Raw genomic sequence first — 25,256 nt, forward strand, 5'->3', positions numbered from 1 at the left:
CTTGAAATACAAAACGCCCGATGCGGTGCATCGGGCGTTGGGGTGAAACAGATGTAAACCTATTTCAGGACTAGACAGGCCACAACGCGCCTAGCCGCCATCGGTATCAATATCGCCATCGGTGTTATCACCAGGTTTGGCCCGATCCGGTTCAGGCTTGAAGCCCGGGCTGAATTCATTGTCGTTGTCGTCGTGCTGATTCTTCTGATCCACCGCTGAGTCGGCGCTGTCCGGCTCGCTGGTCTGCTGCTGCGAAGCAGAGTTGTCACCGGGGGTCTGCGGGTCAATCGCCGGATCGTTGCGGTCCACCGCTTGATTTTGTTGCTGCGTCATCGAGTCGTCTTTCATAGGTACCTCATTCATCAGTACAGGGCAGGCTGAGACACTCGCCTTATAGCTTCGAATCTGCGCCTCGAACAACGTTCCATCCATGATCACCTACGCTGTGTGAGATGATAAATAACTGCGCAGCACGACAACTATTTCGAACGGCAAATGTCATTGCTTTGCGCCGATCCAAAATTCACGTAATCGGCCAATAATTTCAAGGAGTTCAGGCACATGGCAGCACTGCAGACCAGCACACTCGATGCAATGAAAATCAACCAGAATCAACTGCTGGCTGATTGGGCGCAGCGCCTGGAAGCCAACGGTGCCTCGCGCAACGTCAAGGAACAGGACCTCAAGCAACAGACTGCGCAATTTCTGCAACTGATCGTCGCCGGCCTGGAACAAGGCAATGGTCAGAACGTTACTGCCCCAGGCTGGGACGAGATTCGCCAGTTCCTCGAGAAGCTGTCCCACAGCCGTGCCCTCCTCGGCCAGGACTCCCATCAGACCGCCAGTTTCATCTTCTCGCTCAAGGGTCCGATGTTTGCGATGCTGCAGAATCATTATCAGGACAACCCTGCACTGCTTGCCGAACAACTGTGGGAAGTCTCCGAGCTGCTCGACGCTCTGGGCATGCACACTATCCGCACCTTCCAGAAATCCCGCGAAGCAGTCATCAAGCGCCAGCAGGAAGAACTGCTGGAACTGTCGACGCCGGTGGTCAAACTCTGGGATGGCGTACTTGCCCTGCCAATGATCGGCACCCTGGACTCCCAACGTACCCAGGTCGTCATGGAGTCGCTGCTGCAGCGCATCGTCGACACTGGCTCGGAAATCGCCATCATCGACATCACCGGCGTGCCGACGGTCGACACCCTGGTCGCCCAGCACCTGCTCAAGACCGTCACCGCGATTCGCCTGATGGGCGCCGATTGCATCATCAGTGGCGTACGTCCGCAGATTGCCCAGACCATCGTGCACCTGGGCCTGGACCTGCAAGGCGTAGTCACCAAGGCTAACCTGGCCGACGCGCTGAAACTGGCCCTGACCCGCCTGGGGTTGACTGTCAGCAAGGCAGGTTGAGCCAATGGAACGCATTCCAATTCTGCAAATGGGCGACTTCCTGCTGGTGACCATCCAGGTCGACATGCACGACCAGTTGGCCCTGACGCTCCAGGATGACCTGTCCGAGCGCATCAGCCGCACCTCCGCTCGCGGCGTGCTGATCGACATTTCGGCGCTGGACATGGTCGACTCGTTCATCGGGCGCATGATCGGCACCATCTCCGGCCTGTCGCGCATCATGGACGCCCAGACCGTGCTGGTCGGCATGCAACCGGCCGTGGCGATCACCCTGGTGGAGCTCGGCATGAGCCTGCCGGGCGTCAGTACCGCCCTGAACGTCGAACGCGGGATGAAACTGCTGCAGGATCGAGTACGTGAACGATGAACGTGCGCAGCAGTGGCAGCCAACCCATTCAAATCGAACAGGACGTGGTCCTCGCGCGCCAGACTGCGCGCAAGCTGGCCACTGAATGCGGCATGCGGTTGATCGACCTGACCAAGATGGTGACCGCGGTCAGCGAGCTGGCGCGCAACACCATGGTGTATGGCGGTGGTGGCGACATGGATTGGCAAATCCTCGATGAAAACGCCCGCACCGGGCTGCGCCTGGTGTTCCGCGACGAGGGGCCGGGCATACCCGATATCAAGCTGGCGATGACCGACGGCTGGACTTCCGGGGGTGGCCTGGGCCTTGGCCTGACCGGCGCCAAACGCCTGGTGGAAGAATTCGAACTCGATACCGCGCCCGGCAAGGGTACTCGCATAACGATCACACGATGGGTATGAACATCAGCGGTTCGATGACGCAAGTACTCCCCATCGAAGACACCAGCCAGATCGGTCACGCCCGCCGTACCGCGCAGCAACTCGCCGAGCAGCACGGCTTCGACGCCACGGATGCCGGGCGCGTGGCACTGGTCGCCACCGAACTTGCCAGTAATATCCTCAAACATGCCGCCAGCGGTGAGTTGCACCTGCGTGTGCTGCCTCGCGCAGCCGGTGCCGGGCTTGAAATGCTCGCCATCGACCGGGCCAACGGATTTGACCTGGAGGCCTGCCTGGCCGACGGTTTTTCTACCGGTGGTACCCAGGGCATCGGCCTGGGCGCGGTGTCGCGCCAGACCCAAGTCTTTGATGTGTATGCCGACGCCCGGGGCGCTGTGCTGCTGGCCCGGCTGTACCCACGCAACGACAAGGCTGCGGACCAGCGGTTCGGCGTCAGCCAGCATTCCCTGCGCAACGACCCCGCCTGCGGTGATGTCTGGCACCTGGCCTTTGACGGCCCGCGTATCAGTGCCCTGGTGATCGATGGCCTGGGCCACGGCGAGGACGCCGAACGCGCCGCACGTGCGGGTGAACAGACCTTCGCCTTGGCGCCGTTCACCACGCCGGTGATGCTGCTCGAAGACATCCATCGCGACATGATCGGCACCCGCGGCGGCGCCCTGGCGATTGCACAGTTCGACGGTGACGCCGATGCACTGAAATTCGTCGGCATCGGCAACATCGGTGCCTGCCTGATCGCCCCTGGAAAATCACGCGGCCTGGCTTCCCACCCCGGCATCGTCGGTGGGCAATATCGAAAGGCGCAACCCTTTGACTATGCTCAAGTGAACGGACAACTATTGATCATGTACAGCGACGGCCTGCAGTCCCGTTGGAACCTGCAAGATTGCCCCGGCCTGGTGCACCGCCATCCCGCAGTGATTGCCGCCATTTTGCACCGCGATTTTTGCCGCGCAAGCGACGACGTCACGGTCGTGGTCATTGAGCTGGAGGCCCATCATGGCTGATGCACCCATCAATCACGACGAGCAGGCGGCATTGGTCGCGCAGTTGCAGGCCGAGGCCAATGCCCTGCGAGAGGAACTGGACGAGACCAACCAGGGTGTCCTGGCGCTGTATGCTGAACTGGATACCCAGGCCGACCAGTTGCGCCAGGCGTCGGACCTCAAGAGCCGTTTCCTGTCTTACATGAGTCACGAGTTCCGCACACCACTGGGTTCGATCCTGAGCATCACCGGCCTGTTGACCGATGAGCTCGACGGCCCCTTGAGCGCCGAACAGCACAAGCAGGTGGCCTTTGTCAGCACCGCCGCGCGCGAACTCAGCGACATGGTCGACGACCTGCTGGACCTGGCCAAGATCGAAGCCGGGCGCATCAATATCTCCCCCGCCTGGTTCGACATGTTCGACCTGTTCGCCGCGTTGCGCGGCATGTTTCGCCCGATTGTCGATGCCAGCGCCGTGGACCTGATTTTCGAAGAACCGGTGGGCCTGCCGAAGCTGTTCACCGATGACAAGAAGCTCGCACAGATCCTGCGCAACTTCATTTCCAACTCGCTGAAGTTCACCACCCGCGGCGAAGTCCGGGTCTCGGCACGGCTGCACGACGCTACTCACGTACGTTTTGCCGTCAGCGACACCGGAATAGGTATCGCCCCGGAGCTACATGGCGCATTGTTCGAGGACTTTTCCCAGGTCGACTCTCCGCTGCAGAAGCGCCTTCGCGGCACCGGACTCGGACTGTCCCTGTGCAAACGCTTTGCTCAGTTACTGGGTGGCGAAGTCGGCCTGGAGAGCAAGCCGGGCCTGGGCTCGACCTTTTTCGTGATCATCCCGCTGGCAATTGCAATGGAGCCCGTAGATGAAACGTGACATCCGCCTGCTGGTCGTCGATGACAACGTCGCCACGCGCTACGCCTTGCGCCGTCGCCTGGAAATCCACGGCTATGAGGTGTTGGAGGCCGGCACCGGTGGCGAGGGCCTCGAACTGATCGCCAGTGTCGCCCTCGACGCGCTGATTCTCGACGTGAACCTGCCGGACATGAGCGGTTTCGACATCGTGCGCAAGCTGCGCTGCGACCCCGCCACCGCCCTGCTGCCGGTGATTCACGTGTCGGCGGCGTCGATCCAGACTGGCGATATCATCACCGGCCTGGACGCTGGCGCGGATGCCTACCTGATTCACCCGGTGGACCCGGATGTGCTGCTGGCGACCCTGCGCACCTTGCTGCGGGTGCGTGAAACGGAAAATGCGCTGCGCGAGAGCGAGGCGCGTTTTCGGGAAATCTTTGTCAATGTGTCTGCGCCCATCGCGGTGCTGGACGCGCAGCTCAAGGTGCACGAATGCAATCACGCGTTCACGCAGCTGATGCAGGACAACCTCGACCCGGATGCCCTGCGCGAGTGTTTTGCCCCGGACCAGGGCGCGGTCATTGACGAACTGCGCCTGCGCCTGGCCTATGGCGAGCGCTGGAAAGGCACGCTGAATATGCGCGTGCACGGCGAAGTCCGCGAGACCGAATGGCAGCTCTCACCCTACCGCACACCTGAACTGAGCCTGGTGTTCGTCGAGGACGTCACCGAGCACCGTCATCGTGAGCGCTCGCACCTGGCGCGCCTGGATGACGCCACTACCCAGCTGGCCAACGAAGTCGCACAACGGGCACGCACCGAGGCGCAGCTGCTGCAGGTGCAGAAGATGGACGCGCTGGGCAAGCTCACCGGCGGCATCGCTCATGACTTCAACAACCTGCTGACCGGCATTATCACCAGCCTCGAACTGATCCAGAAGCGCATCGCCGCGTCACGCACCGACAAGGTCCAGTTGTATACCGAAGCCGCCTTGAGCTCTGCCATGAGTGCCGCCTCCCTCACTCATCGCCTGCTGGCCTTTGCCCGCCAGCAGCCACTGGACACCCGGCCGGTGGACATCAACGCCCAGGTGCGTTCGCTGGAAGAATTACTGATGCGCACCATCGGTGAGCGCATCGCCCTGAAACTTGAGCTGACGTCCAAGGCGGCGATCGCCCTGGTCGACCCGGTCCAGCTGGAAAGTGCCGTGCTCAACCTGGTGATCAACGCGCGCGATGCGCTGCCCCAGGGCGGTAATATCTGGGTCAGTACCTATGCCGCCTTCTCCCACGGAGATCCCAACCTGGCGGACGGTGCGTATGTCGCCCTGGCCGTACGCGATGACGGTACGGGCATCGATCACAGCGTCATCGACAAGGTCTTCGATCCGTTTTTCACCACCAAACCGTTGGGCCAGGGCACCGGGCTCGGGTTGTCGACCATCTACGGCTTCGCCCGCCAGTCCGGCGGCGACGCGCACATCCGTAGCGTGGCGCGCCGCGGTACCGAAGTCACGATCATGCTGCCCGCCACTTCCGACCCGACCTCCAGCCAGCCCCCCCCACTCACGGCAGATGCTCAGGGCGATGGCGAGCACGTGCTGATCGTCGAGGACATGCCGTCAGTGCGCATGTTCGTCACCGAGGTGCTGATGGACGCCGGTTACCGCTGCACCCAGGTCGGCGACATTGAAAGCGCACTCGAGCGGTTGCAGAACGACACGTCGATCGACCTGCTGCTGACCGACGTCGGCCTGCCGCGCATGACCGGCCGCGAGCTGGCAGACGTAGCCCGAGGCTGGCGCGCGCAGTTGCCGATCCTGTTCATGACCGGCTATGCGGAAAACGCGATCAACCGCCAGGTATTCCTCGGCGACGGCATGGAAATGCTGGTCAAGCCATTCCAGATCAACGAGCTGCTGGACAAGGTGCGGCGTACGATTGATGGGGTTTGATCTACCGTTTGTGCGGGCAAGACCTGTGGGAGCAAGGCTTGCCCGCGATCAAGGCGGCGCGGTGAGTCTGCAAGACCTTGTTATCGTTCATCGCGGGCAAGCCTTGCTCCCACAGAATCTTGCTCTCATGGGCTTGCTTTCATAGGTCTTGTTCTTACAGATCTTGCTCATTCCGGTCTTGCTTCTACAGGTTGAGCGTCCTGGCCAAAAACGGTGCAGTCTTGCTCTTCCTGCTTTTGGCAACTTTCAGCGGCACCCCCGCCACCACAATTTTACCGCCCTGATCCCCTGCCCCGGGCCCGATATCAATCACCCAGTCACTCTGCGCCACCACGCGCATCTCGTGCTCGACCACTATGACCGTATGCCCCGCTGACACCAGGGTGTTGAGCTGTTCCATCAGCCGATCGACATCCCGCGGGTGCAACCCGGTGGTCGGTTCGTCGAGCACGTACAGGGTGGCGCCGCGCTGGTTGCGCTGCAGTTCAGTAGCCAGTTTGATGCGCTGGGCTTCGCCGCCCGACAGCTCGGTGGCTGGCTGGCCGAGGCGCAAATACCCCAGGCCAATGTCACGCAACACCTCCAGTGAACGGCGGATGCCAGCTTGCCCGGCAAAAACCGACACCGCTTCATCCACGGTCAGCTGCAGCACCTGGGCGATGTTCAAGCCTTGCCAGGTGATAGCCAGGGTCTGGGGGTTGTAGCGCGCACCATGGCAGGTTGGGCATGGCGCATACACGCTGGGCATGAACAGCAACTCGACGCTGACAAAACCTTCGCCTTCACAGGTGGGGCAGCGGCCCTTGGCGACATTGAAAGAGAACTGCCCGGCATCGTAGCCCTGCGCCCGCGCCTGATCAGTGCCGGCATACAGCTTGCGCACGCTGTCGAACAGGCCCGTATAGGTCGCCAGGTTCGAGCGCGGCGTACGGCCAATCGGTTTCTGGTCGACCTGCACCAGGCGCTTGATCGACGTCAGCCCCGCGGTCACCTGACCGCCACTGACCTGGGGCGCATCGTCCTCCAGGCTCGGCTCCTCGGCATCACTCTCAGCCACCGGGCGGCCCAGGTGCGCGCCCACCAGTTCCAGCAATGCCTGGCTGACCAGGCTCGATTTCCCCGACCCCGAAACACCGGTAACCGAAGTGAAACAGCCCAGCGGAAATTCCACACTGAGGTTGTCCAGGTTGTTGCGGGTGATCCCCTCGAGTCGCAGCCAGTCGGCTGGCTTGCGGCAGGCGCGCGCCTGGCTCGCTGCCTCGGCGAACAGGTAGTCGCGGGTTTGCGATTCCTTGACCTGCTCCAGGCCGGCCGGTGGCCCGCTGTACAAGATCCGCCCGCCATGCTCACCGGCCGCCGGGCCGACGTCGATCAGCCAGTCGGCACGGCGCATGGTTTCCAGGTCGTGCTCGACCACAAACAGGGTATTGCCGCAGGCCTTCAGCCGTTGCAAGGCATCGAACAGCGCCTCGCCATCTGCCGGGTGCAGGCCTGCGGAGGGTTCGTCGAGCACGTAGATCACGCCGAACAGTTGCGAACCCAGTTGGGTCGCCAGGCGCAGGCGTTGCAACTCGCCGGACGACAGGGTCGGCGTGCTGCGCTCCAGTGCCAGGTAGCCCAGGCCCAGGTCAGTCAGGGTGCTGACCCGCTCCAGCAAATCCTGAGCGATACGCTGGGCCGCCAGGCGCTTTTCCACTGACAAGTTAGGCGTATGCCGCACATCCGGCGCATTGGCATGCGCACTGGCCCCGTGGGCGACGCGCTGGGCCCGGGCTTCCAGGGTTTGGCTTGGCGTGAAGACATCACCCGCTTCTTCGGCCTGGTCCAGATAGCTCTGCGCCGCCACCGGTTTCAACACCTCGGCAAACTGCAGCAAGGGCATCTGAGACAACTCGCCGATATCATAACCGGCGAACTTCACCGACAACGCTTCGCGCTTGAGGCGTTTGCCGTCGCACACGGGGCATGGACTGCCGAGCATGAACTGGGCAACCCGCTTCTTCATCAGCGCGCTTTGCGAATGGGTGAAGGTGTGCAGGATGTAGCGCCGGGCGCCGGTGAACGTGCCCTGATAACTCGGCTCCATCTTGCGCTTGAGGGCGACCCTGGTTTCTTCGGGGGTGAGCCCGGCGTACACAGGTACCGTCGGGGTTTCCTCGGTGAAGAGGATCCAGTCACGCTGTTTTTTCGGCAGCTCGCGCCAGGGCTTGTCGACGTCATACCCGAGCGTGACCAGGATGTCGCGCAGGTTTTGCCCCTGCCAGGCCATGGGCCAGGAAGCGACTGCGCGTTGGCGGATGGTCAAACTTGGGTCCGGAACCATCAGCGCTTCGGTGACTTCATAGACACGCCCCAGGCCATGACATTCCGGGCAGGCCCCCTGTGGTGTGTTCGGCGAGAAATCCTCGGCATACAGCATGGGTTGTCCGGGCGGGTAGCTGCCGGCCCGGGAATAGAGCATGCGGATCAGGCTCGACAAGGTGGTCACACTGCCCACCGACGAGCGCGTGCTCGGCGTGCCGCGCTGTTGCTGCAAGGCCACGGCAGGCGGCAGGCCATCGATGGAGTCGACGTCAGGCACCCCAACCTGATCGATCAGGCGCCGGGCATAGGGCGCCACGGACTCGAAATAACGCCGTTGCGCTTCGGCATAGAGCGTAGAAAACGCCAGGGATGACTTACCCGAGCCGGAGACTCCGGTGAATACCACCAGGGCATTGCGGGGTATATCGACATCCACATTCTTGAGATTGTGTTCCCGGGCACCGCGCACCCTGACCATGCCGGAGGTTGGATCGGAATTCATAGGCTGCCTTGATTCGATTGAGGATGCTTAATCTCAGGTTTACCAGATCAACCGCTCAGGACATTACGAACCATGCGCGTCAGCGCTTCCGGCCCATAAGGCTTGCTCAGCAGATGGGTATCGGGACTGAGCTGGTGATTGCGCGTAATAATGTCGCGGGTATGCCCCGACGTGAACAGCACAGCAACCGGCGGTTTCTGCACCTTGGCCCAGGCGGCCAGGTCCGAGCTCTTGATCAGCCCGGGCATGACCACGTCAGTGAAAATCAGATCCACCGCTACGCCTTCCAGCAACATCTGCATGGCGATGTCCCCGTTGGCAGCGATCAGCACCTTGTAACCCTCCTCGTGCAGCAGCTCCACGGCCGCGGCGCGCACCGCCTCGTTATCCTCCACCACCAGGACAGTTTCGTGGCCACCTGGATGCTGCGCGTCGTGCACCGCTGATTCAACAGACAGCCCGCGCAGGCACCGCGGAAAATACAGCTCGACCCGAGAGCCCTGGCCTTCAAAGCTGGACATCTCGATATGCCCGCCGCTTTGCTTGACGAAGCCGAACACCATGCTCAGGCCCAACCCGGTGCCCTGGCCATCGGCCTTGGTGGTGAAAAAGGGTTCAAACGCCTGCGCCAGCACCTGGGGTGGCATGCCAACACCCGTGTCAACCACCGCAACCCGCACATAATCGCCGGCGACAATGCCCTTGCCGGCACAGAACTGGCGGTCCAGTGCAACATTTTCGGCGCTGAGTATCACCGTTCCCTCGCCCCGCATGGCGTCCCGGGCGTTGATTGCCAGGTTGAGGATGGCATTTTCCAGCTGGTTACGGTCCACGTTGAGATGCCAGGACTCTTGCGGGACCCGCACATCGATCTGCAGGGTTTCGCCCAGCGCTCGCTGCAGCAACTCGGCCAGGCCTTCGAAGATTTGCCGAGGGTCGTAGACCGCCGGGGACAAAGGCTGGCGCCGGGCAAACGCGAGCAGTTGCGAGGACAGCTTGGCCCCGCGCTCGACCGCTGCAATCGAGGCCTTGACCCGACGTTGCACATTGGCGTTGTCCGGCTCATGCCGCGCCAGCAGGTGCAGGTTACCGGCGATCACCTGCAGCAGGTTATTGAAGTCGTGAGCTACGCCACCCGTGAGGCCGCCGATGGCTTCGAGCTTCTGCGACTGACGCAGTTGCTCCTCGGCCTGCAGCCGCGCGCTGACCTCTTCGGCGACGCGTTGCTCCAGGTTGCGGGTGAATTTTAGCAGTGACTCTTCAGCCGTCTTGCGCACATGAATGTCGATCAACACCCCGGGGAAGCGCAACGGTTCGCCGTGTTCATCGAACTCGCAGCAACCGCTGGCCAAGACCCACAGATGACTGCCATCGGGGCGCAACACGCGGTATTCGGCGTTAAAGGGTTCACCGGTTTTCTGCGCCTGGTTAACCTGCTCACGGACCCAGCCCACGTCCTCGGGGTGAATCCGCGATTCAGCGACGGCACTGGGCAGGTTGGACAGGTCGTAGCCTGGCGGAAAGGAGAATGTGCGGGCGAATCGTTCGTCGCCGGAAAGAATGTCGGCCTTGAGGTCCCAGACGAAGGAGCCCAGCAAGGCCCCGGCATTGAGTGCCAGGCGGACCCGCTCGTTATCGGCGCGATAGGCATCTTCAGCCGCCCGGCGCCGGCGCTCGGAAATGACATGGTCGGTGGTATCGACCACCATCGCCATGACGCCTGCGGGCCGACCCTCGTCATTGGCCACCGGGCTGTAATAGAGATCGAGCCAGACATCTTCGGGGACCCCGTTGCGTAACAGCACCAGTTCCTTGTTGTGATAGGACAAGGTGCCGCCGCCCAGGCACGTGTCCACCACATGCCGGTTGAATTCGGCGACTTCCGGCCAACCCAGTTCCACCGGAGAGCCCAGCAGGTAAGGATGGCGGCCGCCAGCGAATGCCGAGTAGGCGTCGTTGTAGATCATGTACCCGGCCCGACCCCAGAGCATGACCATCGGCAAGGGCGACGCAAGCATTAACTGCACGGTGCTGCACAGGCTTTTCTGCCAATTCTGGACAGGCCCAAGCTCGGTCAGGCTCCAGTCGAATGCACGAATGCGTCCGGCCATCTCACCGTTCCAGCCGGCACACCCGTGGCTTGCGTCTAGAAACTGCATCGACTGACTCTTTAGTCCCTGAAATGACACCTGTCTGCTTCGAGCGCACGCGGCGCCAATGGTTTCATTGCTTACATGCACATCGTAGCGGTTTGAAGCACGCGCAGGCGCTGTCGAGAGAAACGAGGCTGCGATCTTTTGATCCTGGCTCTAGCAAAACAAGATCAAAAGATCGCAGCCTGCGGCAGCTCCTACCTGAATGTCCACATCATCACACTTCAATCAGATGCTTAAGGGGATGGTAGCCAGTTTTCAGCGTGGCGGCGACGTCGAGGATGGCCTTTTCGATGCCGTTTAAATGCATGCAGGTCAACTCGATCGCCGCGCTCTGGTTCCCCGCCTCGATGTACTCGATCAGCCGCAGGTGTTCGTCATCGCGGCAGGCCTCGTGGCTGTCGTCGTCCAGCGCCGCCGCGTACAGCGAGGCCCGGGATATCAGCTTCTGGAACCAGTCGAGCAGCACCGGGTTGTTCAGGCTGCGCGCCAGCTTGATGTGGAACTCCCCAAGCAGATGAATCAACCGCTCGTGGTCGCCGTTGCGGTGCGCTTCATCTTCCAGCAGCAGGTGCTCGCGCAGGTCCTGGGCAACTGCCGAATCACGCCGGCGACACAGCTCACTGACGATGCCGATCTCGATCAGGCGGCGGGTTTCAAACAGCGAACGAATCTCTTCATCACTGGGCAAAGACACCGATGCACCTTTATTGGGCTCTGTCGTCACCAGCCCGTCGGCTTCCAACTGCTTGAGCGCCGCACGCACCGACGTGCGGCTGACATTAAAAAGCTCGGCCAGTGACGCCTCGCCAAGCTTCATCCCCGGACGTAACGAACGCTTGCTGATCGCTTCGTAAACCCCTTGGTAGACGCGGTCCACGGTTGTCTCAAGTTTCTTTTCGCTCATCTGAATACTCCTTTGTGCCGGACAACAGCCCTCTGGCAAAGAATGGCCAATGAAAAAAGGGGGTTGCACCGGCAGATTAATCCGGTTATTTGTAGATTGCATCCAGATATTGCATACAATAATTAGAGGATTGCACCATTATGGGTCAACCAATCGCTATCGAAGTGCGTAACGTTTCCAAGCGGTATTCCGACGATCCCGGGTTGGCCCCAGCCCTGGACAACGTATCGGTCGACATCGCCGACAACGAATTCTTTACCTTGCTCGGCCCTTCCGGCTGCGGCAAAACCACCCTGCTGCGCACCATCGCCGGTTTTGAGCATGTCAGTGATGGCCAGATCCGCCTCGGGGGTGAACCGGTCAATGACCTGCCGCCCTTCAAGCGCCGGGTCAACACGGTGTTTCAGAGCTATGCGCTGTTTCCACACATGACTGTCGCGCAGAATATCGCCTTCGGCCTCGAGATGCAGGGTCTTGATCGCAAGCAGACGGCCCGGAGGGTGGAAGAAATGCTCGCGCTGGTGCAGATGCAGCATCTGTCCCTGCGTAAACCCGCCGAATTGTCCGGCGGGCAACAGCAGCGAGTGGCGCTGGCCCGGGCGCTGGCCCCCAAGCCCAAGGTGCTGTTGCTGGACGAGCCGCTGTCGGCCCTGGACCTCAAGTTGCGCAAGGAAATGCAGGTTGAACTCAAGCGAGTGCAGAAAGAAGCCGGCATTACCTTTATTTTCGTCACCCACGACCAGGAAGAAGCCCTGACCCTGTCTGATCGCATCGCCGTGATGTCGGCGGGCAAGATCCTGCAAATCGGCAGCCCCAACGACATCTACGAGCGCCCGCAACACCAGTTCGTCGCCCAGTTCATCGGCGACATCAATTTCCTTCCCGGGCACCTCAAGCGCGGCCAGCACAATGAAAACCTCTTCGTTCCGAACGGCATGCCGGTGGAAATCCCTTGCCAGGACCACGGCCTGGACAGTGCCAACGTGCAGTTGGCGTTTCGTCCGGAACGTTCGCAACTGGTCGATCCCATGCAACCGCATCACCTGCGGGGCGTAATCGAGGCTGTTCTGTACGTGGGCACGGCCACGCTTTATCAGTGCCGGCTGAACAATGAAATCAAGGTCATGTTGCGTGAGAACAACGAAGGCCTTAACCGCGGCCGGGCCGTAGGAGACCGGGTCGCCGTCAACCTGCCACCCCACGCCTGCCTGTTGATGGAGGCCTGAGATGAGCGTCAGCAGTTCTTCCCCCGCCTTGAGCCGTGCGCTGTTGCTCAGCCCGGTGGTCCTTACCCTGCTCACCCTGATCGCCATTCCCCTGGGCATCATGGGCTACATCAGCCTGCTGCCGCGCAACGTCTACGGCGGAGTCGACTGGCAGGCCGACTGGCAATTGCAAAGCTATGTGCAGTTGTTTTTCCAGGAAGGTTTCGACGGTGAACTGGAGCTCAACTGGGTGTACGCCCATGCACTGTTGCGCTCGGTGTTCCAGGCCGCAGGCACCACGCTGCTGTGTTTCCTGTTCGGCTTCCCGGTGGCGCTGTGGATGTCCAGCCTGACCCCGGGCCGGCGCAACCTCATGGTGCTGCTGATCACCATCCCGTTCTGGACCAACCTGCTGATCCGCAACTACGCCTGGCTGATCATCCTGCGCGAACACGGCTGGGTCGCGCAAAGTCTCAACGCACTGTTCCCCCAGGCCGGTGGCATCACCCTGCTGTACAACGACTTCGCGGTTAGCGTCGGGCTGGTCTACAGCTTCCTGCCCTTCATGATCCTGCCGATCTACTCGACCCTGGAGAAACTTGACTGGCGCCTGGTAGAAGCCGCCTACGACCTCGGCGCCAATCGCTGGCACGCGCTGAAGCGAATCATCCTGCCGCTTTCGATGCCGGGGGTGATCGCCGGCGCGCTGCTGGTGTTCGTGCCGAGCCTGGGCGCCTTCATCACCCCGGCGATTCTCGGCGGGGGCAAGACGCTGATGATCGGCAACCTGATTCAGCAACAGTTCGGCACCGCACGCAACTGGCCGCTGGGCAGCTCTTTGTCGTTCCTGTTACTGGGGATTCTGCTGCTGTCCCTGGTGCTGTACGCCCTCTATAGCCGCAATGCGGCCAAGACCCTGCGTCGTGGAGCCACCCTATGATCGCCCTGCACCTGAAAAAACTGCCGCTGACCCGCGAGATCAGCCTGCTGATCCTGGCCTACCTGTACCTGCCGATCCTGGTGTTGATCGCCTACAGCTTCAATGCCAACCGCTCGGCGACGGTCTGGACCGAGTTTTCCTTCGCCTGGTACGGGCGCATCCTGGCGAACCCGTCAATCCAGACCGCCGCGTTGAACTCGATCATCGTCGCGAGCATCGCCACGGTCTGCGCCACGGCCATCGCCCTGCTCGCAGCGCTGGCGACCTACCGGCCCTTCTATGGGCAGAAGATGGTCGAGGGCGGGATCAGCCTGCCCCTGATCCTGCCGGAGATCGTCACTGCGGTGGCCACGCTGCTGCTGTTCATGGCCCTGGGCATCAAGCTGGGGTTGCTCACCGTGATCGTCGCGCACATTGGTTTGTGCATCCCCTTCGCTTACCTGCCGATCCGCGCCCGACTCAATGACCTGGACAAGAGCCTGCTGGAGGCGGCCAACGACCTGTACGCCAACCCATGGCAGGTGTTTCGCCGGGTCACCCTGCCGCTGCTGTGGCCGGCGGTGCTGTCGGGTTCGGTGCTGGCCTTTGTCGTCAGCCTGGACGATTTCATCATGACCTTCTTCGTTGCCGGCCCGGGTTCCACCACCCTGCCGGTCTACATCTTCTCGGCAATCAAGGCCGGCGTGACGCCGGAGATCAATGCGATTTCGACCCTGATGCTGGTGATTTCCATCGTGCTGGTGGTGCTGGCCTTCTGGCTGGGACAGCGCGGCAAAAACCAATGACCCTGGAGCGTTCTGTCATGAAAATCAAAACCCTGCGTTATGGCGTCGCCGGTCTGGCACTCAGTTGCCTGACGGTTTTTACTGCGCAAGCCGCCGAGCCCAAGGAGCTGTTCTTCTACAACTGGACCGATTATTACCCGGTCGACCTGTTGGCCAAATTCGAGAAAGAGACCGGCATCAAGGTCACCATGGATGGCTACGACAGCAACGAGACCCTGCTCGCCAAATTGCAGGCCGGGGGCGCTGCTTACGATGTGATCGTGCCTTCGCAGTCGATCATGCAAACCCTGATCAAGCAGGATTTGCTGCTGCAGATCGACGCCGCTGCCCTGCCCAACTTCCAGTACGTTAAACCGGCCTTTCGCGACCCGACGTTCGACCCTGGACGCAAGTTCTCTGCGCCTTATCTGTGGGGGACCACCGGTTTCTCTTATGACAGCGCCCGGGTGCCCGGCGGCAAGCTGGACGATTCGTGGAAAGAGTTTTTCGAGCCGCGCAAGGAACTGCAAGGCCAACTGGCCGCCCTCGACACTTCCAGCAGCGTGATCAACGCCGCCAGCCATTACCTGAATGTCGACGAGTGCAGTGAAAACCCCCAGGACGCCAAGCGCATTCTGGAACTGCTGCAAAAGCAAAAGCCGTTCCTGAAGATGTACAGCTCCGACAACACCGTCGACCGCATGGCCTCCGGTGAAGTGATCATGATGCAGAACTGGAACGGTTCGACCGCCCGCGCCACCCTGCAGAAAAACACCATCAAGTACGTCTACCCACGCGAAGGCCTGGCGATGTTCCAGGACAACTTCGCCGTGCCCAAAAGCGCGCCACATCCCGGCAATGCAAAGATTTTCATCGACTGGATGATGAAGCCGGAAAACGCAGCGGCGGTATCGAATGCCATTGCCTATGCCAACGCAATCCAGAGCGACAAGCTGCTGGAGGCCAAATGGAAGGTCATGGACGCCATCAACATGCCAGACGAGTTCGCCTCGCGCCTGCGCCCGGAGAAAGAGTGCAGCAACAAGGCGAGGGAGCTGCAGGACCGGATTTGGGCGAAGCTCAAGGGTTGATTGCCTGGCTCTAAACCGAGTGCGGCCATCGCGAGCAGGCTCGCTCCCACAGGGGTCCTGGCCCCCACGGATCCATTGTGGGAGTGAGCCTGCTGGCGATGAAGCCAGCTCTGACCACACAAGATCCGGAGATACGTAATGATCCAATGGCTACGCAACGTGCGCCCCTACGGTGCCCCCGCCGAAGACCTGCTGATCGAAGACGGCCTGCTCAAGCAACGCCGCCCGGCAACAAACTCAGCACTCAGCGCCACCGACATCGACGGCGGTCATCAGCTGCTCACCCCGGGCCTGGTGGAAAGCCATGTGCATCTCGACAAAACCCTCTGGGGTCAGCCCTGGCGCCCGAACAGCGCCGGGCCGACTCTCAAGGACTACATCGCCAACGAGCGACGTGTGCTGCGTGAAGTCGACTCGCCAATCGCCCAACGGGCTGGCGCGCTTCTGGAAAACTGCATCGCCCGCGGCTCGCTGGCCATGCGCTGTCACGTCGACATCGACCCTGAGTTCGGCCTGAGCCATGTAGAGGCCATGCAGCAACTGCGCGAGCGCTACCGCGACCTCATCGACCTGCAACTGGTGGTGTTCCCGCAAACCGGCCTGATCAGCCGCCCGGGCACCGCCGACCTGATGCGCGAAGCCATGACCCTGGGCGTGGAAAACGTCGGCGGACTGGACCCCTGTGGCATCGACAATGATCCCGTCGCACAGCTCGATTTCGTGTTCAAACTCGCCAGTGAATTCGACCGTGGGGTGGACATCCACCTGCATGACAAAGGCGAACTGGGCCTGTGGCAGATCACCCTGATTGCCGACTACACCGAGCGTTTCGCACGCCAGGGACAGGTGATGATCAGTCATGCCTACTGCCTTGGCATGTTGCCCTGGAACCAGGTCAAACCCGTGGCCGAGCGTCTGGCTGCGCTCGGTATTTCGCTGATGAGTTCGGCCCCCGCGGACTGCGCAGTGCCACCGTTCCTCGCGTTACGCCAGGTCGGGGTCAACCTGTGTCTGGGTTCCGACGGCATCCGCGATGCCTGGTCGCCCATGGGCAACGGCGACATGCTGGAACGGGCGATGCTCCTGGCCTTTCGTTTCGACCTGAACAAGGACGATGAACTGGCCGCAGCGTTCGATGCCGCGACCGTCAATGGCGCCCGCGCTTTAGGCATCGAACACTACGGCTTGCAGCTCGGTTGCCCGGCGGACTTCCTGTTGATGCCGGTGCAGACGCTGGGCGAAGCAGTGGTCGCGCGGCCGTTGCGCCAGGTTTATCGCCACGGCCAGTTGATTGCCTGCGATGGACGATTGCTGGACAGTCGCCTGTGAGTCGCCCGGCAACCACCATCGGCCTCAAAGCTGCTTGTGTGGTCGGCTTCGACGGCAGGCAACACGTGCTATGGCGTGATGGCGAGGTGGTGTTCGAAGGCTCGCGCATCCTGTTTGTCGGGCGTGGTTACGCGGGCCCGGTCGAACAATGGATCGATTACGGTAACGCGCTGATCAGCCCTGGGCTCATCGACCTGGATGCCCTCGGCGACCTGGACTCCACGGTACTGACCCTGGACAACGGCGACGAACGCGAGATGGGCCGCATGTGGTCCGAGCAATACCTGGCGCGAGGCCCACGGGAGAGTTTCAGTCCAGAGGAGGAGGTATTCAAATATCGCTACGCCTTCACCCAACTGATCCGCAATGGCATCACCACGGCAATGCCGATCACCTCGATGTACTACCGCGAGTGGGCCGAGACCTACGACGAGTTTGCCGCAGTCGCCCAGGTTGCCGGCGAGCTGGGCCTGCGGACCTACCTCGGCCCTTGCTACATGAGCGGCATGAGCTACTGGCGTGCCGACGCAACCCTGGGGCATCACTTTGATGAGGCCAGGGGGCTGGCCGGGCTGGCGGCGGCTGAACGATTTTTCCAGGATTTCGACGGTGCCCACGGCGGGCTGGTTCGCGGCGCTTTGCTGCCGGACCGCATCCAGACCTGTACACCAGCATTACTGCAACGTACCGCCGCCTTAAGCCACGAACTTGCAGCGCCAGTGCGCCTGCACTGCTGCCAGGGGCTTGGCGAGGTCGCGATGGTCGAGCAACTGCACGGTTGTTCACCGCTGGGCTGGCTGGAAAAACTAAACCTGCTCACCCCGCGCAGCCTCCTGCCACACGGCATCTACACCTCAGGCGATGAGGACCTGCAGCGCGTGGTGAATGGCGGGACCAGCCTGGTCCATTGTCCGGTGGTGTTTGCCCGTGACGGCGAGGCGCTGAACTCGTTCGGGCGCTATAGGGCCCTGGGCATCAACTTCGCACTGGGCACCGACACCTGGCCGGCTGACCTGCTGGAAAACATGCGCCAGGGCTTGAACATCGCCCGATTGCTGGAGGGCGGCAATTCGCTGACCAGCACCCTGGACCTTTACAACGCCGCCACCCTGGGTGGCGCCAAGGCACTGGGGCGGGACGACCTGGGCCGCCTGGCTCCAGGGGCCAAGGCCGACATCAGCATATTCAACCTGCGCGGCCTGCACCTGGGCCCGCTGTTCGATCCCTTGAAAAACCTGGTGCTGGCCGGACGCGGAGACGATTGCATCGCCAGCTATATCGATGGCCGCTGCGTGATGCAGGACGGCCAGGTGCAGGGCATCGACTACCCCGCCCTGCAACGCCAGGCCCAGCGACAATTCGAAAAACTGATGCGCAGCCATGCCGACCGGGCCACAGGCCAACCGGACTGGAAAACCCTGTTCAAACCGGCCATTGCGTTCGCCGACGACTACAGCGCAACCGCGCCTTTAAGCGCTATAGACCCCTTACTTTAGAGTACTGCCCATGCACAGCTTCGACTTCAGCACGATGAGCCCTCGGGACAAATACAAGATACTGATCGGCAGTGTGGTGCCCCGCCCGATTGCCCTGGTCACCACGATCGATGGCGAGGGCCGCATCAACGCCGCGCCCTTCAGCTTTTTCAACGCATTGTCCGCCGATCCGCCGATCCTTGCCCTGGGCGTGGAAAATTATGGCGACCAGAGCCCCAAGGACACCACGCGCAACATCCAGTTGAATCAGGAATTCACCGTCAATATCGTCAGCGATGCCCTGGTCGAAGCAATGAACGTCTGCGCCGTGCCCTTCGCCCCTGGCTTCGATGAATTGACCGCTGCCGGCCTTACGGCCATCCCCGGCACCCTGGTCAAATGCCCTCGAATCGGCGAAGCCCCAGTGGCACTGGAATGCCGGCGGATGATGGCGCTGTCGATCGGGCAGTCGCGGGAAATCATCTTTGGCGAAGTATTGATGGTCCATGTCCGCGATGAACTGATCGACCCGAAAACCCTGTACATCGATCAACTGGGCCTGGATGCCATTGGCCGTATGGGCGGCCACGGGTATGCGCGCACCCGGGACTATTTCGACTTGCCGACGCGATCGCTGCAGGCCTGGACGGAAGCACCGGGCGGCGGCGAGCGGGTCTGGCCCGAAGCATAGGAGCGGTGTCGGAGCTGGTAGGAGAGGAGGAAAGAGGGAGGATTCATCAATGGAAATCCCGACTGCGAATGCTGATTCCGTCCAGCAACTCACTCAGGTCACTCATGCGTCCGGCGATCAGGTGACGAACCTCGCCCTGGCGCTCCCAGCGCCCATCGACCTTGAGCAACTGCGAGCCCACCAGCACTTTTCGCTGACGCTCGGCCAGGTCGCGCCAGACGATCACGTTGACGTTACCGAACTCATCTTCCAGGGTGACGAAGGTCACACCACTGGCGGTACCCGGTCGCTGGCGACCGGTGACCAGGCCGGCGACACTGACCGGACGGCCATGCTCGACCTCCAGCAATTCCCTGGAACTGCGACAGCGCCGCGCTTTCAGCTCGCCGCGTAACAAGGCCAGCGGATGTGGGCCGAGGGTGGTACCGACACTGGTGTAGTCAGCCAGCAGATCCTCGCCAACCGTGGGCTTGGGTAAGGCCACCGGTTCCTCCTCCTGCATCGCCAGCCCGGCAAACAGCCCCAGTTGCTTGTGCACCCCTGCCACTTCCCAGCGCGCGCGATGGCGATCTCCCGCCAGCCCGCGCAGGGCTCCGGCATCGGCCAACTGTTCCTGGGCGCGGGCTTCGAGCCGTGCCCGTTCGCCGAGGTCGGCGATGTCGACAAATGCCCCTCGAGCCCGGGCCACCTCGATGCGTCGGGCATCGTCCTCGCGAAAGCCCTTGATCATGCGCAAGCCCATACGGATCGCCGGCTGCGCCCCGGCAACGGGTTCAAGGCTGCAATCCCAGTCACTGGCGAGCACATCCACCGGGCGAATCTGTAAATGGTGGCGGCGTGCATCCTGCAGGATCTGGTCGGGACTGTAGAAACCCATGGGCCAGCTGTTGATCAGCGCGCAGGCAAATGCCGCAGGTTCGTGGCACTTCAGCCAGCAACTGGCGTAGGTCAGCAAGGCAAAGCTTGCGGCGTGGGATTCGGGAAAACCGTAGCTGCCAAACCCCTTGATCTGCTCGAAGATCAGCTCGGCGAATTGCGCCGTATAGCCGTTTTTCTTCATCCCGGCAGCCAGGCGCAACTTGTGCGGTTCAAGCCCGCCGTGGCGTTTCCAGGCCGCCATGGAGCGACGCAACTGGTCGGCCTCCCCGGGGCTGTAGTCGGCGGCAACAATGGCGATCTGCATCACCTGCTCCTGGAATAACGGCACCCCGAGCGTGCGCTTCAACACCTCGCGCAATTGCTCGGACGGATAGGTTTCAAGCTCTTCACCGTTTCGTCGCCGCAGATACGGATGCACCATGCCACCCTGGATAGGCCCGGGCCGCACGATCGCCACCTCAATGACAAGGTCATAGAACTCTTTGGGCTTGAGCCTGGGCAACATCGACATCTGCGCCCGGGACTCTATCTGGAACACCCCGACCGTATCCGCACGGCCAATCATTTCGTAGGTCTGGGGGTCTTCAGCCGGCACCGTGGCCAGGCTCAGGTCGAGGTTGCGGTGGCGACGCAACAGGTCAAAACAGCGGCGAATGGCACTGAGCATGCCCAGCGCCAGGATATCGACCTTGAGCAGACCGACCGCATCCAGGTCATCCTTGTCCCATTGAATGATGGTGCGCTCGGCCATGGCCGCGTTCTCCACCGGCACCAGGGTGTCGAGTGGCTGCTCGGAAATGACAAAGCCACCCGGATGCTGGGACAGGTGCCGGGGAAAGCCGATCAGTTGTCCGGTGAGGCTGAGCACCCGACGCAAAATCGGGCTCTCGGGGTCAAAACCGCTTTCGCGCAAGCGCTCCAATGGCGGCGTCTGATCGCTCCAGTGGCCGCAACAATCGGCCAGGGCGTTGATCTGGTCCGGCGGCAACCCCAGCGCCTTGGCCACGTCACGCACCGCCCCGGCAGCGTGATAGGAGCTGACCACCGCGGTCAGGGCTGCACGGGTGCGACCGTAGCGCTGAAACACGTATTGCAGGACTTCTTCGCGACGTTCGTGTTCGAAATCGACGTCGATGTCTGGCGGTTCGTTACGCTCCTTGGAGAGGAAACGCTCGAACAGCATGTTCATGCGTGCCGGGTCGATCTCGGTGATGCCCAGGGCAAAGCACACCGCAGAGTTGGCCGCCGAGCCGCGTCCCTGGCAGAGAATGCGCTCGCGTCGGGCAAACGCAACGATGTCATGCACGGTGAGGAAATAACTTTCATAACCCAGCTCGGCGATCAGGCCCAGTTCCTTGTCGATCAGTTGCCGAACCTTGTCACTCGCACCTTCGGGCCAACGTTGGCGAATCCCGCGCTCGGTCAGTACCCTCAGCCACGAAACCCCGCTGTGCCCCTCTGGCACAAGCTCACGTGGGTATTGGTAGCGCAACTGGCTCAGGTCGAAGGTGCAACGCCGGGCGATCACGACTGTTTCGTCGAGCAAGGCCTGGGGATAGAGCGCGTCCAGTGCATCGAGACTGCGCAGGTGCCGCTCGCCATTGGGGTGCAGGCGTAAACCGGCCGCTGCCACCGGCACGTGATGGCGGATGGCGGTCATGGCGTCCTGCAGCGCGCGTCGCCCGCGCACATGCATGTGCACGTCGCCGCTGGCTACCATCGGGATTTGCAGCTCGCCCGCCAGGCTCATCAGGTCGGCCAGTCGGCGCCGGTCATTCTGCCCACAGTGCAACTGCACCGCCAGCCACAGACGTTCAGCAAACACTTGCCGCAGCCACTGACCACTGCCCGTATCATCCACAGCATCAGGCACCCACAGCGCCAGTAAACCCGGCAACGGCTCGCTGAAATCTTCGCGCAGCACCTGATACTGACCTTTCTGCGTACGACGTCGGGCCCGGGTGATCAGCCGGCACAGGTGCTGATAACCCTCGAGATTTTCCACCAGGAGCACCAGTTTCGGGCCGTTCTCGATGCGGATTTCACTGCCGATGATCAGCGGCAAGTCCACCGACCTGGCCGCCTGCCAGGCACGGACGATGCCTGCCAGCGTGCATTCATCAGTAATGGCCAGCGCCTGGTAGCCCTGCTTTTTTGCCCGCTGGAACAGCTCAAGCGCACTGGATGCGCCGCGCTGGAAGCTGAAGTTCGACAGGCAATGCAGTTCCGCGTAGGTGCTGGTCATGCGAACCAGCCCTGCAGCCACAATGGACCACCCTCGCCTACCGCTCGATAGGCCCAGGCCTGCTGGCCGGAGCGGGTTTCAATCAGGTAATAGTCGCGTCGCACATCGCCGCCATCCCACCAACCGGACTCGATTCGCTCCGGCCCCATGACAATGCGCGCCGACCCTTCCTGCACCGCCAGCGGTTCAGTCAGCAGCCACCCTGGACGTTGCACACCGCACAACCCGTTGCCGCGCTGGTTATCGGCCCCGGCCTGCCAGGCACATTCAGGTCGGTGGTCGGCCTGAAAGCGCAAGCCGTGAACCGCATCATCCCCAAGCCGGGCCCGCAAGCGCTCGCGCAATTGCTCCCAGGGCAAGGACTGTTGCGGGCGGTCGTCGAACAGCTCCTGATGCTGGGGCACAAAGGCGGGCAAGTCTTCGGCTCGCAAGCGAAAGCCGCGCACCGGGGCCTGCACCTGCACTTGCTCCAGCCGCCCACGGGCCAGTTCAAAGAGCATCGCCGGATCGCGCTCGGCGCTGAGCAGGCCGACCTTGATCACGCTGTCAGGCAAGCCTGAGTGTTCCAGGTGCAGGTCAAAACGCTGTACGCCACTGTCGCGCCCGCACAGGAACGCCGCGAGATCGCCGGTCAGGCGGCGTAATGGAAACAGCAACGCCTGGTGGGACTGCACATCAAAATTGAGCTCGATGCGCACATCAAAACGGTCAGGTGGCAGGTAGAACGCCAGGGCCAATGGCCGGATCCCGCACAAGGTGTCCAGGTGCAGCAGTACACGGGCTTCGAACCGCCGTGCCAGGCTGTTACGCGGCAAAGCCTGCAGCTGGTCCAGGGTGCGCAGCCCCATGCGCGACAAAGCCGTGGCTACCGTCGGTTCCAGGGCAATGCGGTCGATGGGCAATTGCGCGAGGTGCCATTGCAAGGCGGCGTCATCCGCGACCACCAGACCGTCATGCAGGTTGGCCAATACCCGTGCGGCCACCGGGTTGGGGGCTGCGACTATGCGATGGCGAAAACCCAGCTCCCCCAGCTCGCTGCGCAAGCGGGCCTCGAATTGCGACCAGGGGCCGAACAGGCCCAGGCTGGATTCGATCTCGAACACCAGCGCACGGGGGTAATGCACGCTGACCTGGGAACTGAACCGATAGGCCCAGGCCGCGAGGAATTGCTGCCAGTGTTCGATTTCTGCGGCGTCGTACTCCGCCGTGACAAAGGCCTTGCTCAATGCCTGGGCGGCAGTCATTGACTGGCCTGGACGCAAGCCCAGTGCCCGTGCAGAAGCGTTGACTGCCTGCAACACACGGCGCTGGGCCGGGCCGGTCAACAGCGCCAGCGGTTGATCCGGGTCGCTGCGCTGACGCAAGACCGCGTCCAGCGCCAATTGCGGGAAGAGAATACATACCCAACGCATGGCAACCTCAATGCCCCACGGCAAAGGCGATTGGCGCCGAACGGGCCAGCCCGCCCCGGCACTTGAGCACGCGCAGTTGCGCGGGGCGCGCATCGATGGCGATGCGCAAGGCCGCAGGCGAAGGGTTGATGGCCTCCTGGATCGAGCGATAGGCAAACGCCAGGGTCGAGCCGGTTTCTGCTGCCACTTGCAAGCGACGCAATGCACGGTCATCGGCTTTATGCGGCCAGCACAGCACCGCGCCGCAACTGCCGGAGCGCAGGCACTGCTCCGCTGCCCACAAGGCATCGCGCTCGCTGGCCTGGATGATGGACAGCTGACGCAGATCGACCCCGGCGTTTTCCCAGGCTTGTGGGTAGGGAACAAAGGGCGGCGCCACCAGGACAATCCGCTCCCCCGCTGCGGACAACCGCGCCAGGGCCGGCCACACCAGTTGCAATTCACCCACGCCCTGCCCGGCCAGGAGAATTTCAGTCAGTGCCGCTTCCGGCCAGCCACCGGTGGGCAGCGCGGCATCCAGCACCGCGTGCCCGGTGGGTTGCGGGCTGGCGGCCGGGGGCGCAGGCCGGCCTCTCCAGACCTGGCCGCCATTGAACAGCGTATCCAGCGCAACGACGGCACCCATTACCCTTGCCTCACCAAACCGCAGAACACCCCTTCGATGGCCAGGTCCTGATCGGCTTCGACGATGATCGGTTCATAGGCGGGGTTGCGTGGCAACAGCCGGACGGTCTCGCCCACGCGCTCGAATCGCTTGATGGTCACTTCACCATCGAGCCGCGCCACGACGATCTGCCCATTCAGGGCTTCGGCGCTGCGATGCACCCCTACCAGGTCGCCATCGAGAATGCCGTCCTCGATCATCGAGTCGCCCTGGACCCGCAGCATGTAGTCCGGCACCCGGGAAAAGATCGCCGGGTCGAGCATCAAGCGCCGGTCAACCTCGGCATCGGCACCAATCGGTGCCCCCGCCGCCACCCGGCCAAGCACCGGGATGTCCAGCAGTTCCGGGCGTGCCGCCTGGCCGAGCAAACGAATGCCCCGGGCCTGATGGGGGTTGACCTCGATGAACCCGGCTTCGGTGAGCGCCAGCACGTGCTTGCGCGCCACACTTCGGGAGGCGAAACCGAACGCCTCGCTGATCTCGGCGAGGCTTGGAGGCTGACCGTGTTCGGCGATTCGATCGCGAATGAAGGTCAGGATGGCGTTACGGCGGGGAGTTAAAGTCGTCATGGAGTACATTTGTACTCTTCTGCGGTTTTGGTGACAAGCACCATCCATCCATAACCTCATCCCGTAGATACTCTGTTACCGGTCAAGCTTTCAGCAGGTGTTTTTCGCTGAAAAGCTTGGCCGTGTCGAAATCTTCTCCT

Annotated in this window: 21 protein-coding genes; 13 read left to right on the forward strand and 8 right to left on the reverse strand. The window is 62.2% G+C overall.

Annotated features, from left to right (window positions below; all coding sequences use genetic code 11):
• Positions 1-90: 90 nt before the first annotated feature.
• Positions 91-348 carry a hypothetical protein gene (locus AAEZ05_RS26900; protein ID WP_122840651.1) on the reverse strand — a complete coding sequence of 86 codons (258 nt, stop codon included), beginning with the start codon at positions 346-348 and terminating at the stop codon, positions 91-93.
• 213 nt (positions 349-561) lie between these two features.
• Between AAEZ05_RS26900 and AAEZ05_RS26905 the strand changes: the two genes are divergently transcribed.
• Genes AAEZ05_RS26905 through AAEZ05_RS26930 form a run of 6 tightly spaced genes read left to right on the forward strand, consistent with a single transcriptional unit; the run spans position 562 to position 5,986 of the window.
• Complete coding sequence (locus AAEZ05_RS26905) at positions 562-1,413, forward strand: STAS domain-containing protein (RefSeq protein ID WP_045057595.1); 852 nt, start codon at positions 562-564, stop codon at positions 1,411-1,413.
• Between the two features lie 4 nt (positions 1,414-1,417).
• Positions 1,418-1,780, forward strand: a complete 363-nt coding sequence (locus AAEZ05_RS26910; protein WP_045057596.1) for an STAS domain-containing protein — start codon at positions 1,418-1,420, stop codon at positions 1,778-1,780.
• Positions 1,777-2,181 (forward strand): anti-sigma regulatory factor, encoded by a 405-nt coding sequence (locus tag AAEZ05_RS26915; RefSeq protein ID WP_045057597.1) that lies wholly within the window; start codon positions 1,777-1,779, stop codon positions 2,179-2,181. The genes AAEZ05_RS26910 and AAEZ05_RS26915 overlap by 4 nt, the downstream gene beginning before the upstream one ends.
• Positions 2,178-3,188, forward strand: a complete 1,011-nt coding sequence (locus tag AAEZ05_RS26920) for an ATP-binding protein (RefSeq protein ID WP_350649623.1) — start codon at positions 2,178-2,180, stop codon at positions 3,186-3,188. Before AAEZ05_RS26915 ends, AAEZ05_RS26920 begins: the two co-directional genes overlap by 4 nt.
• Positions 3,181-4,053 carry a sensor histidine kinase gene (locus AAEZ05_RS26925; RefSeq protein ID WP_045057598.1) on the forward strand — a complete coding sequence of 291 codons (873 nt, stop codon included), beginning with the start codon at positions 3,181-3,183 and terminating at the stop codon, positions 4,051-4,053. The genes AAEZ05_RS26920 and AAEZ05_RS26925 overlap by 8 nt, the downstream gene beginning before the upstream one ends.
• Positions 4,043-5,986, forward strand: coding sequence for a response regulator (locus tag AAEZ05_RS26930; protein ID WP_350649614.1), 1,944 nt, complete (start codon positions 4,043-4,045; stop codon positions 5,984-5,986). Before AAEZ05_RS26925 ends, AAEZ05_RS26930 begins: the two co-directional genes overlap by 11 nt.
• A 184-nt stretch (positions 5,987-6,170) precedes the next feature.
• On the opposite strand, the gene AAEZ05_RS26935 is transcribed toward AAEZ05_RS26930, so the two are convergent.
• The 3 genes from AAEZ05_RS26935 to AAEZ05_RS26945 all read right to left on the reverse strand — a co-directional run bounded on the left by AAEZ05_RS26935 (position 6,171) and on the right by AAEZ05_RS26945 (position 11,852).
• The gene (locus AAEZ05_RS26935) at positions 6,171-8,792 is read right to left on the reverse strand and encodes an excinuclease ABC subunit UvrA (protein ID WP_350649616.1); all 2,622 of its coding nucleotides are present in this window, start codon (positions 8,790-8,792) and stop codon (positions 6,171-6,173) included.
• Between the two features lie 47 nt (positions 8,793-8,839).
• The gene (locus tag AAEZ05_RS26940) at positions 8,840-10,951 is read right to left on the reverse strand and encodes a hybrid sensor histidine kinase/response regulator (RefSeq protein ID WP_350649618.1); all 2,112 of its coding nucleotides are present in this window, start codon (positions 10,949-10,951) and stop codon (positions 8,840-8,842) included.
• 211 nt (positions 10,952-11,162) lie between these two features.
• Positions 11,163-11,852: a GntR family transcriptional regulator gene (locus tag AAEZ05_RS26945; protein WP_045057602.1), complete on the reverse strand. Its 690-nt coding sequence runs from the start codon at positions 11,850-11,852 to the stop codon at positions 11,163-11,165.
• Positions 11,853-11,992: 140 nt separating this feature from the next.
• Between AAEZ05_RS26945 and AAEZ05_RS26950 the strand changes: the two genes are divergently transcribed.
• From AAEZ05_RS26950 to AAEZ05_RS26980, 7 genes are all read left to right on the forward strand, one after another.
• Complete coding sequence (locus AAEZ05_RS26950; protein ID WP_045057603.1) at positions 11,993-13,078, forward strand: ABC transporter ATP-binding protein; 1,086 nt, start codon at positions 11,993-11,995, stop codon at positions 13,076-13,078.
• A 1-nt stretch (position 13,079) separates the two neighbouring features.
• Positions 13,080-13,997 (forward strand): ABC transporter permease, encoded by a 918-nt coding sequence (locus AAEZ05_RS26955; protein ID WP_205892863.1) that lies wholly within the window; start codon positions 13,080-13,082, stop codon positions 13,995-13,997.
• Positions 13,994-14,782, forward strand: a complete 789-nt coding sequence (locus AAEZ05_RS26960) for an ABC transporter permease (RefSeq protein WP_045057605.1) — start codon at positions 13,994-13,996, stop codon at positions 14,780-14,782. The genes AAEZ05_RS26955 and AAEZ05_RS26960 overlap by 4 nt, the downstream gene beginning before the upstream one ends.
• A 17-nt stretch (positions 14,783-14,799) precedes the next feature.
• Positions 14,800-15,852 carry an extracellular solute-binding protein gene (locus AAEZ05_RS26965; RefSeq protein WP_045057606.1) on the forward strand — a complete coding sequence of 351 codons (1,053 nt, stop codon included), beginning with the start codon at positions 14,800-14,802 and terminating at the stop codon, positions 15,850-15,852.
• Between the two features lie 138 nt (positions 15,853-15,990).
• Complete coding sequence (locus AAEZ05_RS26970) at positions 15,991-17,181, forward strand: amidohydrolase family protein (protein ID WP_045057607.1); 1,191 nt, start codon at positions 15,991-15,993, stop codon at positions 17,179-17,181.
• Positions 17,178-18,677, forward strand: coding sequence for an amidohydrolase family protein (locus AAEZ05_RS26975; protein WP_236695820.1), 1,500 nt, complete (start codon positions 17,178-17,180; stop codon positions 18,675-18,677). Before AAEZ05_RS26970 ends, AAEZ05_RS26975 begins: the two co-directional genes overlap by 4 nt.
• Positions 18,678-18,687: 10 nt before the next feature.
• On the forward strand, positions 18,688-19,347 hold the full coding sequence (locus AAEZ05_RS26980; RefSeq protein ID WP_045057608.1) for a flavin reductase family protein: 660 nt from the start codon (positions 18,688-18,690) through the stop codon (positions 19,345-19,347).
• 46 nt (positions 19,348-19,393) lie between these two features.
• On the opposite strand, the gene AAEZ05_RS26985 is transcribed toward AAEZ05_RS26980, so the two are convergent.
• The 4 genes from AAEZ05_RS26985 to lexA are packed head-to-tail and all read right to left on the reverse strand — an operon-like array spanning position 19,394 to position 25,125.
• Positions 19,394-22,492, reverse strand: coding sequence for an error-prone DNA polymerase (locus AAEZ05_RS26985; protein ID WP_350649621.1), 3,099 nt, complete (start codon positions 22,490-22,492; stop codon positions 19,394-19,396).
• Entirely contained in the window at positions 22,468-23,883 is a 1,416-nt protein-coding gene (locus tag AAEZ05_RS26990; RefSeq protein ID WP_122840665.1) for a Y-family DNA polymerase, read from the reverse strand. The genes AAEZ05_RS26985 and AAEZ05_RS26990 overlap by 25 nt, the downstream gene beginning before the upstream one ends.
• A gap of 7 nt (positions 23,884-23,890) precedes the next feature.
• The gene (imuA, locus tag AAEZ05_RS26995; protein ID WP_045057611.1) at positions 23,891-24,508 is read right to left on the reverse strand and encodes a translesion DNA synthesis-associated protein ImuA; all 618 of its coding nucleotides are present in this window, start codon (positions 24,506-24,508) and stop codon (positions 23,891-23,893) included.
• Positions 24,508-25,125 carry a transcriptional repressor LexA gene (gene lexA / locus AAEZ05_RS27000; RefSeq protein ID WP_045057612.1) on the reverse strand — a complete coding sequence of 206 codons (618 nt, stop codon included), beginning with the start codon at positions 25,123-25,125 and terminating at the stop codon, positions 24,508-24,510. The genes imuA and lexA overlap by 1 nt, the downstream gene beginning before the upstream one ends.
• Positions 25,126-25,256 lie beyond the last annotated feature (131 nt).

Source organism: Pseudomonas sp. HY13-MNA-CIBAN-0226 (genome assembly GCF_040310305.1).
Classification (GTDB): Bacteria; Pseudomonadota; Gammaproteobacteria; order Pseudomonadales; family Pseudomonadaceae; genus Aquipseudomonas; species Aquipseudomonas gregormendelii.

What these genes read in the sequence shown, in the direction of transcription:
- AAEZ05_RS26900 (WP_122840651.1), bottom strand. Translation starts at nt 348, where the DNA reads ATGAAAGACGACTCGATGACGCAGCAACAAAATCAAGCGGTGGACCGC.
- AAEZ05_RS26915 (WP_045057597.1), top strand. Translation starts at nt 1,777, where the DNA reads ATGAACGTGCGCAGCAGTGGCAGCCAACCCATTCAAATCGAACAGGAC.
- AAEZ05_RS26905 (WP_045057595.1), top strand. Translation starts at nt 562, where the DNA reads ATGGCAGCACTGCAGACCAGCACACTCGATGCAATGAAAATCAACCAG.
- AAEZ05_RS26965 (WP_045057606.1), top strand. Translation starts at nt 14,800, where the DNA reads ATGAAAATCAAAACCCTGCGTTATGGCGTCGCCGGTCTGGCACTCAGT.
- AAEZ05_RS26925 (WP_045057598.1), top strand. Translation starts at nt 3,181, where the DNA reads ATGGCTGATGCACCCATCAATCACGACGAGCAGGCGGCATTGGTCGCG.
- imuA (WP_045057611.1), bottom strand. Translation starts at nt 24,508, where the DNA reads ATGGGTGCCGTCGTTGCGCTGGATACGCTGTTCAATGGCGGCCAGGTC.
- AAEZ05_RS26980 (WP_045057608.1), top strand. Translation starts at nt 18,688, where the DNA reads ATGCACAGCTTCGACTTCAGCACGATGAGCCCTCGGGACAAATACAAG.
- AAEZ05_RS26950 (WP_045057603.1), top strand. Translation starts at nt 11,993, where the DNA reads ATGGGTCAACCAATCGCTATCGAAGTGCGTAACGTTTCCAAGCGGTAT.
- AAEZ05_RS26970 (WP_045057607.1), top strand. Translation starts at nt 15,991, where the DNA reads ATGATCCAATGGCTACGCAACGTGCGCCCCTACGGTGCCCCCGCCGAA.
- AAEZ05_RS26935 (WP_350649616.1), bottom strand. Translation starts at nt 8,792, where the DNA reads ATGAATTCCGATCCAACCTCCGGCATGGTCAGGGTGCGCGGTGCCCGG.
- AAEZ05_RS26945 (WP_045057602.1), bottom strand. Translation starts at nt 11,852, where the DNA reads ATGAGCGAAAAGAAACTTGAGACAACCGTGGACCGCGTCTACCAAGGG.
- AAEZ05_RS26990 (WP_122840665.1), bottom strand. Translation starts at nt 23,883, where the DNA reads ATGCGTTGGGTATGTATTCTCTTCCCGCAATTGGCGCTGGACGCGGTC.
- AAEZ05_RS26930 (WP_350649614.1), top strand. Translation starts at nt 4,043, where the DNA reads ATGAAACGTGACATCCGCCTGCTGGTCGTCGATGACAACGTCGCCACG.
- AAEZ05_RS26960 (WP_045057605.1), top strand. Translation starts at nt 13,994, where the DNA reads ATGATCGCCCTGCACCTGAAAAAACTGCCGCTGACCCGCGAGATCAGC.
- AAEZ05_RS26910 (WP_045057596.1), top strand. Translation starts at nt 1,418, where the DNA reads ATGGAACGCATTCCAATTCTGCAAATGGGCGACTTCCTGCTGGTGACC.
- AAEZ05_RS26940 (WP_350649618.1), bottom strand. Translation starts at nt 10,951, where the DNA reads ATGCAGTTTCTAGACGCAAGCCACGGGTGTGCCGGCTGGAACGGTGAG.
- lexA (WP_045057612.1), bottom strand. Translation starts at nt 25,125, where the DNA reads ATGTACTCCATGACGACTTTAACTCCCCGCCGTAACGCCATCCTGACC.
- AAEZ05_RS26955 (WP_205892863.1), top strand. Translation starts at nt 13,080, where the DNA reads ATGAGCGTCAGCAGTTCTTCCCCCGCCTTGAGCCGTGCGCTGTTGCTC.
- AAEZ05_RS26920 (WP_350649623.1), top strand. Translation starts at nt 2,178, where the DNA reads ATGAACATCAGCGGTTCGATGACGCAAGTACTCCCCATCGAAGACACC.